Source organism: Vibrio sp. 1457 (assembly GCF_033340195.1).
Classification (GTDB): Bacteria; Pseudomonadota; Gammaproteobacteria; order Enterobacterales; family Vibrionaceae; genus Vibrio; species Vibrio alginolyticus.
In genome coordinates, this window is sequence record NZ_JAWOWA010000012.1 from 88,532 (window position 1) to 98,481 (window position 9,950).

The 9,950-nt window shown below is 45.1% G+C and carries 7 protein-coding genes; all 7 read right to left on the minus strand.

From position 1 onward, the window contains the following. Nucleotide 1: 1 nt before the first annotated feature. The 7 genes from gshA to R7Z41_RS14210 all read right to left on the minus strand — a co-directional run bounded on the left by gshA (nucleotide 2) and on the right by R7Z41_RS14210 (nucleotide 9,322). Nucleotides 2-1,570 carry a glutamate--cysteine ligase gene (gene gshA / locus R7Z41_RS14180; RefSeq protein ID WP_005385430.1) on the minus strand — a complete coding sequence of 523 codons (1,569 nt, stop codon included), beginning with the start codon at nucleotides 1,568-1,570 and terminating at the stop codon, nucleotides 2-4. Between the two features lie 156 nt (nucleotides 1,571-1,726). Next, complete coding sequence (locus R7Z41_RS14185) at nucleotides 1,727-4,570, minus strand: M16 family metallopeptidase (protein ID WP_158174157.1); 2,844 nt, start codon at nucleotides 4,568-4,570, stop codon at nucleotides 1,727-1,729. A gap of 9 nt (nucleotides 4,571-4,579) precedes the next feature. Further along, the gene (locus R7Z41_RS14190) at nucleotides 4,580-5,041 is read right to left on the minus strand and encodes a YqaA family protein (protein ID WP_005379938.1); all 462 of its coding nucleotides are present in this window, start codon (nucleotides 5,039-5,041) and stop codon (nucleotides 4,580-4,582) included. Continuing rightward, entirely contained in the window at nucleotides 5,035-5,985 is a 951-nt protein-coding gene (locus tag R7Z41_RS14195; RefSeq protein WP_005385434.1) for an NADP-dependent oxidoreductase, read from the minus strand. Before R7Z41_RS14195 ends, R7Z41_RS14190 begins: the two co-directional genes overlap by 7 nt. Nucleotides 5,986-6,108: 123 nt before the next feature. After that, entirely contained in the window at nucleotides 6,109-7,239 is a 1,131-nt protein-coding gene (locus R7Z41_RS14200) for a sodium ion-translocating decarboxylase subunit beta (protein WP_005379935.1), read from the minus strand. 9 nt (nucleotides 7,240-7,248) lie between these two features. Next, a complete protein-coding gene (oadA, locus tag R7Z41_RS14205; protein ID WP_017820387.1) occupies nucleotides 7,249-9,033 on the minus strand; it encodes a sodium-extruding oxaloacetate decarboxylase subunit alpha in 1,785 nt (594 codons plus the stop codon). A gap of 31 nt (nucleotides 9,034-9,064) precedes the next feature. After that, entirely contained in the window at nucleotides 9,065-9,322 is a 258-nt protein-coding gene (locus tag R7Z41_RS14210) for an oxaloacetate decarboxylase subunit gamma (RefSeq protein WP_005379932.1), read from the minus strand. Between the last annotated feature and the right edge of the window lie 628 nt (nucleotides 9,323-9,950).

Sequence of the window (9,950 nt, forward strand, 5' to 3'; positions counted from 1 at the left end):
ATTACTGCTTCAGGTAAGCAAAGTAATCTTCCAAAAAATCATCAAAAGAAAGCGTGTCACTCTGCTCTGCTTGCTTTTGTTTTTCCACGGACGACGCTACTTCCGTTTCCATCGTATCTTGTGAATAGTACTGATAACCGTGAGCTAGGTTTTCATCACGGTACTTCATACCAAGAGTACAACCAACTTTACCTAGCCCACCCAGCTCTTTCGTTAGCTCTAATAGTTGACCAGAGATCGTTAGTTCTGGGTTATCAATCCATGTCTCGAGTTGATTACACACATCTTGGTATGCACTGCCACCAGCGGTCATATCCATTTGCTGTGCTATTTGACGTAACTCGACGAAAACTCGGTGTGCCCAATCTTGTAGAGATAGACGTTCACCTTGACAACCAATTTGCAGCATTAGACCTTTTTCACGGCCAGAAACAATGACTTTATTCCAGTTATCGCGCCAACACTCTAATTCACAGTTATCCATAGGATCTGAGTCTGACAAGGCCGCCCAGGTAAGGAAGAGATCCAAGAATCGTACTTGCTCTTCATTTAAGCCCACTGCGCTGAATGGGTTAACATCTAGAGAACGAACTTCAATGTATTCGACACCACCGCGTCGTAACGCATCTGAAGGCTTCTCACCACTTTTCGATACACGTTTTGGACGAATCGGAGCGTACAGTTCATTCTCAATTTGTAAGATATTGGAATTAAGCTGGCGGTATTCACCATCCACTTTTACCCCAATTTTCGCAAACTCTTCTGATGGGTGGCGAATCGCATCACTCAAACCATCGAGGTATTGGTCAATGCTGTTAAAACCAATTTTCAGCACACTTTGAGCACTATTGGTATAGCCAAGATCGCTCAAACGCAAAGACGTCGACTTCGGCAAATATAATGTCCCGCCAATCTTCTCGAATGGCAGATCGGTTTCACGACCTTGAATAAAAGAGCCACATAACGCTGGTGATGCACCAAAGAAGTAGGGAATCATCCAGCCAAAGCGGTAGTAATTACGGATCAACGCAAAGTACGCATCAGACTTAGCATCTTGGCGGGCTTGTTCATCTTGCTCGCCATAGAGCGCATCCCAAAATGTTTCAGGAAACGAGAAGTTAAAGTGGACACCTGAAATAATTTGCATCAGGCTGCCATAACGACGCTTTAGGCCTTCTCGGTACAGCGTTTTCATTTTCGCTGCATTCGAAGATCCATACTGGGCTAACTGAATATCATCCTCTGAGCCTACGTAGCAAGGCATTGATAGTGGCCACATTTTCTCTTCACCCATTTTGGTTTGAGTGAAATGATGGATATCTTTCAGCTGTGCCATCAGTTCTGGAATTTCATGTGACACAGGCGTAATGAACTCTAACAATGATTCCGAAAAATCCGTTGTGATCCATTGATTTGTGAACGCAGAGCCTAACCCTTCAGGATGAGGAGTTGTAGCTAGATGTCCATCCTGACGATAGCGCAAAGTTTCTCGCTCAACACCGCGTCCAAACTGCTTAAATACTTCGGGGTTTGATGCAACTTTTTTTAGTCGCGCAGCAAAATCAGTCAAAATGAGGTTCGCTTATATTGGGAGCAGGACACTTGTTACATAACACAAGTGTAAGCTAAGTTATTGATAGTTAATGCATCTAGATAAATAACCCACGAAAAGTTGCTTATCTAGATGAATAGCGGAGAAACGTTTCTCCGCTATTAAATGTGTACTCTATCGAATGATTTCAAGCTCTTCTACGTCTTTCCCCAACTTTTCTAATTGAGGACGCAACGATTTAGCATCACCAACGACGATAATTTGATAGTCATTTGGATCAAACCATTTCTGAGCCAGCGCATTCAACGTCTGCTTATCAACTTTTTCTACGATAGCGTTTCTTTGCTGCAAGTAATCATGATCGAGGTTGTACTTAAGAATATCACTGATGAGCTCCGCTTTTTGTGTTGGCGTTTCATATTTCAGTGCATCTTTTTGACCGACCGCTTGACGCATAAATTTCATCTCTTCATCAGTAATACCTGACTGCGAGTATTCATTTAGCTCATTTTCCATCTCAATGATCGAAGCAACCGTTGCATCCGCTCGTACTTGCGCGGTGAAAACCACCGAGCCTGTTTCTGGATTACCAGAGAAATAGCCGTAAGCACCGTATGTGTACCCCTTGTCTTCACGTAGATTTTGGTTGATGCGGCTATTGAAGTTCCCAGCTAAGTTGAAGTTTGCCAGTTGGCTTAGGTAAAAATCGCCCGTTGCGTCGTAAGGCATACCTTGACGAACCATCATGACCACACTTTGCGGCGCTCCTGGTTTATCAACAAGATGGATCTTTTGCTCACCTAATGCAGCAATGCTTTGCGGTGCATACAATGGCGCAGCTTCATCTTGCCAGTTTTTCCAGAACGTCAGTTGCTGCTCAATTTCCTGTTTATTGATGTCACCAACAACGACGATTTGCGCACTTTGTGGCGTGTAATGCTTCGAGTAGAATTCACGGACATCATCCAACGTTAATGCACTGACACCTGCTTGCGTGCCGTCTTTTGGTCGAGCAAAAGCCGAATCCCCATAGAGCACCTGGCGACTCGCTTGTGACGCCATCCAACTTGGATTTTGGTGCTCATATACCAGGCCTTCTAGCGCTTGCATTTTTACACGCTCGAAATCATCTTGATTAAATGCAGGAGACAGCAACATCTCTTCGACAATTTTTAACGTCGGCTCTAAGTTCTTTTCTAGAGCAGAAACACTGATGTTTGTTGTATAACCTGTGGCATTAACAGAGATAACACTACCCAGTTTATCAAGCTCAGCTTGAATCTCTTCGACACTGCGTTTCGTTGTACCTTCTTGCAACATCGCAGCGGTCAATTGGGCAAGACCTTCTTTACCCTTTTCAACAAAACGTGTCCCTGCAGGTAGACTAAATTGCATCATCACCGTCGGCGTTTCATCGCTAACTGCACCAAGCAGCTCTGAGCCATTCTTGAAATGTAACTCGTACAGCTCTGGCATCGTCGCTTTCACTGGTTCTCCTACTGGCGGTTGCACTGAGCGATCGAAGTTATCGGTCGCACGACGATACGCCAATTGGTCATCGGAAATCTTCTCATATTCTGGCAGCGTACGCTTTGGTGTCACAAAGGTCGCAGGTTTTACGACAAGGTCTGTTTTTCCTTTTGGGACCACGCTTAGGGTCACTTTGTTCTTACCTTGGATAAAGTCCGTATACGCTTTTTCTACCGAAGTCGGCGTAACTGCACGGATTTGTTCAAGCTGTTGCTCAAGACGATCAGGATCGCCGAAAAATGTCTCGTTGGAAGCCAACTGAGTCACTTTACCTTTAACGCTTTCTAGAGCAAAAATAGCATCCGCTTCCGCTTTACCCTTCAACTGCTCAAGGCGATCTTCTGTCACGCCTTTTTCCGCAAACTGATTCAGTGATTGTAAAAGCTCGTCGTACAGTTTTGATAGGTCGCCTTTGTCTCCAGAATCACCCATTGCGTAAACGTAAAAGTTACACGCCAGTTCAGCACAGTCATGGAATGAACCAGCATCGACCGCTTTTTGAGTCTTCACTAGGTCTTGATAGAGCACGCTGTTGGTACCGCCACCCAATACTTCTGATAACGTGTCGAGAGACGCTTGGCTTTCTTCGCCGTTGTAGGTTGTTGGCCACGCGATCATCACCATAGGTTGTTGAATACGATCTTCTAGCGTGATGTATTTGTCTTCTTGCAGTTTTGCAGGTTGTTTCGGCGCATTTTCAACCTCAGGACCACGAGGAATCGAACCGAAGTACTTATTTACCCACTCTAGAGTTTGTTCAACGTCTAAGTCACCACCGATCGTGATAGTCGCATTGTTTGGGCCATACCAACGCAAGAAAAACGCTTTGAGGTCGTTCACATCAACACGATCAAGATCTTCAACATAACCAATGGTTTGCCACGAATACGGATGACCTTCAGGATATAGCGCTTCGGACATGCGCTCCCAAATTAAGCCATAAGGACGATTATCGTAACGCTGAGCTCGCTCATTTTTTACAGTCGAACGCTGAATTTCAAATTTGCGTTGAGAAACCGCATCCAACAAAAAGCCCATACGGTCAGACTCTAACCACAGCATTTTCTCGAGCTGGTTAGCAGGGACAGTTTCAAAGTAGTTAGTACGATCGCGGTTTGTAGTACCATTTAATGTGCCGCCAGCCTCCGTGATGATTTTGAAGTGCTCTTGGTCACCAACGTTCTCTGAACCTTGGAACATCATGTGCTCAAAGAAATGCGCAAAACCAGACTTACCCACTTCTTCACGAGCTGAACCAACATGGTAAGTCACATCCACATGGACCAATGGGTCAGAATCTTCAGGAGCTAAGATCACCGTTAAACCATTATCGAGTTTATACTTTTGGTATGGAATCTTAACTTTGCCTTCTTCAGCTTTCGATGACTCAACGAAAGTTACCCCTTTCGGCAGTGATGAAACTGGCGTATTTGATGCACAGCCCGTGATCACCAACAGTGAACACGCGCCAACCCAAAACATCTTCATGTACTTTCCTTAAAATAATCCGAGATAGATGGCCGCAAGTAAGCTATACCTAGCAGCCTTTCCTAAAAATATTAAAATCACGCAAGGCAGAAACTTCATTCTTAGCCACCCTGCGGCTAAACACAGCGGGTCTCCTATTACAGGTAACCAGCTAAAAAATAACCCCCAATAGCCATACTTAGAGAGCCACTTTAATGCGGTATGACCGTGCTTTTCCTCTTGTGCTTTGTTGGGAATCCACAAGCCAAGCCAATAATTTGTTAAGCCACCAAGCGTATTACCGATAGTAGCGACCATAACAATTGAAGAAACGGAGTATTGATTTAATGAGAGAGTGGCAACTAAGCCCGCTTCAGAACCACCAGGCAACAACGTGGCACTGAGAAAACCGGTCATGAAAAGCACCCATAATGCTGAATCTGAAAACCAAAGCGCTAAACTTTCAAAACTCGTGTTAAATGCTTCTAGCATGTCATATCAAGCAACACCTTGCCTCTGGTTCTTCCTGATTCGACCTGCTGGTGAGCACCAATGACATCACTCATAGGATAAACCTGTTGAATTTCAGTCTTCAGTAAGCCGACGCCGACCATGTACAACAAGGTATCTAACTGCGCAGGGTCTGGTTCAACCAACATGCCACTAGCCTCAAAGCCTAGGAGTTTGGCTTTTTCACAAATCAGCTCAGCAGTTATGGTTGGAACGGTGATGACTCTCGCATTATCTTTCAGGCATTTAAGCGCATCTAACGCAGCATCTCCGCCTACTAAATCAATCAAAACATCAACATCTTCAACACGTTCTGACACTGGTGCAAATTGATAGTTCACTGCATGAGCACCGAGCGTCGCAAGGTAATCTAAATTTCGTTCACTGCAGGTTGTAAAGACTTCCGCTTTCGTCGCGATCGCAATTTGTACCGCGAGGTGTCCAACACCACCGGCTCCAGCGAGGATAAGTACGCGATCGTTTTCCGTCACATTAGCCTTACTGAGAGCTTGTGCCGCAGTTTGTCCCGCCAACGGTAATGCAGCAGCTGCCTCCAAAGTTACGGAGCTAGGAACATGACTTAACTCAGTTTCTGGAACACATATGTATTGACTGTAACCACCGCCTCGAACTGGGAAACCAATAAATCCAGCCACCTCATCACCTTCATTAAAACGTGATGCCCCCTCTCCACAAGACATCACTTTTCCTGAGATGTCGTAACCTGGCACCCAAGGTAAATTATCCTTATTCTGCGCTGCTGCCCAACCGAGCCCAGCTCGAGTTTTGACATCAATAGGATTTACGCCTGAAAAAGCGACTTTTACTAAGACTTCACCAGGCTGTGGTGATGGTGTAGAAGCATGTTGAATCGCGAGTACGTTGGCATCACCAAACTCAGTGATAACGATCTGTTTGTGTTCCATAAACCATTCCCTGCAAGAAAACAAAAAGGGATGCGAAAGCATCCCTTTGACTATAAACCATTTTGTTAACCTAAGTTAATCGTGATTTTGTAAATTGGTTGATAATTCCATTTTCAATAATGTCTAACCAACAAGTGCTAACAATATACCAGCCGCAACGGCTGAACCCAGCACACCAGCAACGTTTGGTCCCATCGCATGCATTAACAAAAAGTTTTGCGGGTTAGCTTGTAAACCAACTTTGTTTACGACTCGCGCGGCCATTGGTACCGCAGAAACGCCAGCCGCACCAATAAGTGGGTTGATGTCTTCTTTCGAGAACTTGTTAAGCAGTTTCGCCATCAGGACGCCCGCACCAGTACCGATACTAAATGCAACTGCGCCTAACCCCAAGATACCTAACGTTTCTAGGTTCAAGAACTGCTCAGCTTGCAGCTTAGAACCAACACCAAGACCTAAAAAGATAGTCACTATGTTGATCAATTCATTTTGAGCAGTTTTCGATAAACGATCGACCACACCAGCTTCACGCATCAAGTTACCCAAACAGAACATACCAACCAATGGCGTAGCTGAAGGTAAGAACAGAATCGTCATCAGTAATACAGCAAGCGGGAAGATGACTTTCTCCCATTTACCAACATGACGAAGCTGAGCCATCTTGATTTGACGCTCTTCCTTGGTTGTCAGTGCTTTCATGATTGGTGGCTGGATGATCGGCACCAATGCCATATAGCTGTATGCCGCGACTGCAATCGCACCTAACAGATCTGGAGAGAGCTTACTCGCCAAGAAAATCGCTGTTGGCCCATCAGCACCACCGATGATCGCGATAGACGAAGCATCTGCCATGGAGAACTCCATGCCAGGTACATAGTTGAGCAAAATAGCGCCAAACAGTGTTGCAAAAATACCAAACTGCGCAGCCGCACCTAACCACAACGTTTTTGGGTTTGCGATCAAAGCACCAAAGTCAGTCATCGCGCCCACACCCATGAAGATCAATAGCGGGAACACACCCGATTCAATCCCAATGTAGTAAACGTAGTAGAGCAAGCCACCAGGCTCAGTAAAGCCAGCATTTGGAATATTCGCCAAAATAGCACCGAAACCAATCGGCAATAACAGTAAAGGTTCAAATCCTTTTTTAATTGCCAAAAACAGCAAGGTACAACCAACCAGCATCATACAGATTTGGCCGAACTCGAAGTTAGCGATCCCTGTTTCTGCCCAAAGGGTTAACAATCCGTCCATGATACTCCCTTACGCCAGGCTCAACAGAGGCGCACCTACTGTGACAGCATCGCCTTCTTTAACGTTCAGCTCTTGAACCACACCACCACGCGCCGCTCGTACTTCAGTTTCCATTTTCATCGCTTCAAGGATGAGCAATACATCGCCTTCAGCTACCTCAGCACCAGGTTGAACATTCACTTTGAAGATGTTACCTGCAAGAGGAGCAGGTACCGCTTCTGCTGAAGCATTAGAAGGTGCGCTAGGTGTAGCCGATTTTGCCGGTGCATTAGAAGGAGCAACAGATGTCAGTTCACCTTGAGGGCCAACTTCCACCTCATACACCTGCCCGTCAACACGTACACTATAAGTTTCTACACCACCAGTTGCTGGTTGAGCTACAGGTACAGCAGGCTTCTCAGCTTCTAGCGTTGGTGCAGGCTCAAATGCTTCTGGGTTTTCACGATTCTTAAGGAACTTAAGCCCAACTTGAGGGAAAAGTGCATAAGTGAGTACGTCATCAACACGCTCACTTGCTAGCTTAATGCCTTCTGATTTCGCTTTCTCCATCAGATCAACCGTAAGCGTCTCCATTTCAGGCTCAAGTAAATCGGCAGGACGACAGGTAATTGGCTCTTTACCATCAAGCACTTTCGCTTGCAGTTCTGCATTTAACTCGGCTGGCGCTTGACCGTACTCACCTTTCAATAGGCCAGCGGTTTCCTTGGTAATACTCTTATAGCGCTCGCCAGTAAGAACGTTAATCACCGCTTGCGTACCGACGATCTGTGAAGTTGGAGTCACCAATGGAATGAAACCAAGATCTTCACGTACACGAGGGATCTCTTCTAATACTTCATCAATGCGATCCGCAGCACCCTGCTCTTTCAACTGGCCTTCCATATTGGTCAGCATACCACCAGGCACTTGAGCAATCAGGATGCGTGAATCGACTCCTTTTAACTGGCCTTCCCACTTCGCATACTTCTTACGTACCTCACGGAAATATGCGGCGATAGGTTCCAGTTGCTCGAGTTTCAAATTGGTATCTCGCTCGGTGCCTTCTAGCATAGCGACTACCGTTTCAGTCGGTGTATGACCGTAAGTACAACTCATTGAAGAAATCGCAGTATCGAGAATATCAATACCGGCTTCTACTGCTTTTACCGCTGTTGCTGTAGACAGCCCCGTTGTTGCATGACAATGAAGTGCCAATGGCACATCACAAGACGCTTTGATACGCGTGATAAGCTCTTCCGCTTCATAAGGCTTAAGTAAGCCAGACATATCTTTAATACACAGCGAATGACAACCTAAATCCTCTAGGCGTTTTGCCAAGTCAACCCAAGTGTCTGCGTTATGCACTGGGCTCGTAGTGTAAGACAACGTACCTTGAGCATGCGCACCAACATCAACCGTTGCTTTAACGGCTTTCTGGAAGTTTCGCACGTCATTCATTGCATCAAAAATACGGAATACATCCATGCCGTTAGCATGCGCGCGTTCAACAAACTTCTCTACTACGTCGTCGGCATAATGGCGGTATCCTAAAAGGTTTTGACCACGCAGTAGCATTTGCATTGGTGTATTAGGCATCGCTTTTTTTAGTTCACGTAAACGCTCCCAAGGGTCTTCTCCTAAGAATCGAATACAAGAATCAAATGTTGCACCACCCCAAGTCTCTAGAGACCAGTAACCAACCTTATCCAACTCAGCTGCGATAGGCAGCATATCCTCAATACGCATACGCGTAGCAAATAGTGATTGATGGGCATCACGAAGGACCACATCAGTAATAGCTAGTGGTTTAGACATGCTCTTAAACTCCTTTTTAATCCTAGTTCGGCTACTTCGCGAATGAGGCGCGATGTTTATGAATCGCAGCCGAGATCGCCGCCACTACTTGTGGACTAACAGCTGAAGAGGTTGATTGAATATTAGTGTTTGTTTTTGGTGCTGCGATCGGCTCTGGTACTTCTTCTGGTACCAATTTCGACATTAACCGAACGAGATAAACAAGAATAGTGAGGAAAATAAATACGACCGCCATCCCCGTTAGCATCAGGGTGGCCGCATCTACTAGCAGGCTTCCTATATTAGTCATGTTGCTTCCTTTCTTTGTCATCCTGACAACGTGCAGGACTTTAATAGTGTCAAATCCCGACCCATGGATTATCTCGATTGGTTAAATTTTGTCAATTTTGTTTAAGGAAGGTTTGTAGTAATCCTGATAAATGATTATTTATTCACTACCCAGATCACAGTTCATGACAAAATAATCACTTCAAATCGCTATCACCTTACGAACAGAGTAAAGGAGGACATAAATAAAAACTGCGATTTAGATTTCAAAATCAAATCGGGACTCACGCAGTAAAAACCAACAAAAACAAAAAGATGAACAAGATTAACAATAAATAAACAAATAACAAACAAAGTGACTACATGAGAGTGATTGAAATGAAAAATGGAAGTCAGTGTATAGGAGGGATAATCAGGATGATTTCACACGATGCGACAGAAGCTTGATAGCAAATTGCTTAGATACGCACATATTCGCTTTTAAAAAAGAGGAACATAGGCTCTAGTGATCCTACGCCATATTTCAGATGTCTAGATACAAAAAAGCCTCGCAATTGCGAGGCTGTTTCAATGAGTGGCGCGTCCTGGAGGATTCGAACCTCCGACCGCCTGGTTCGTAGCCAGGTACTCTATCCAGCTGAGCTAAGGAC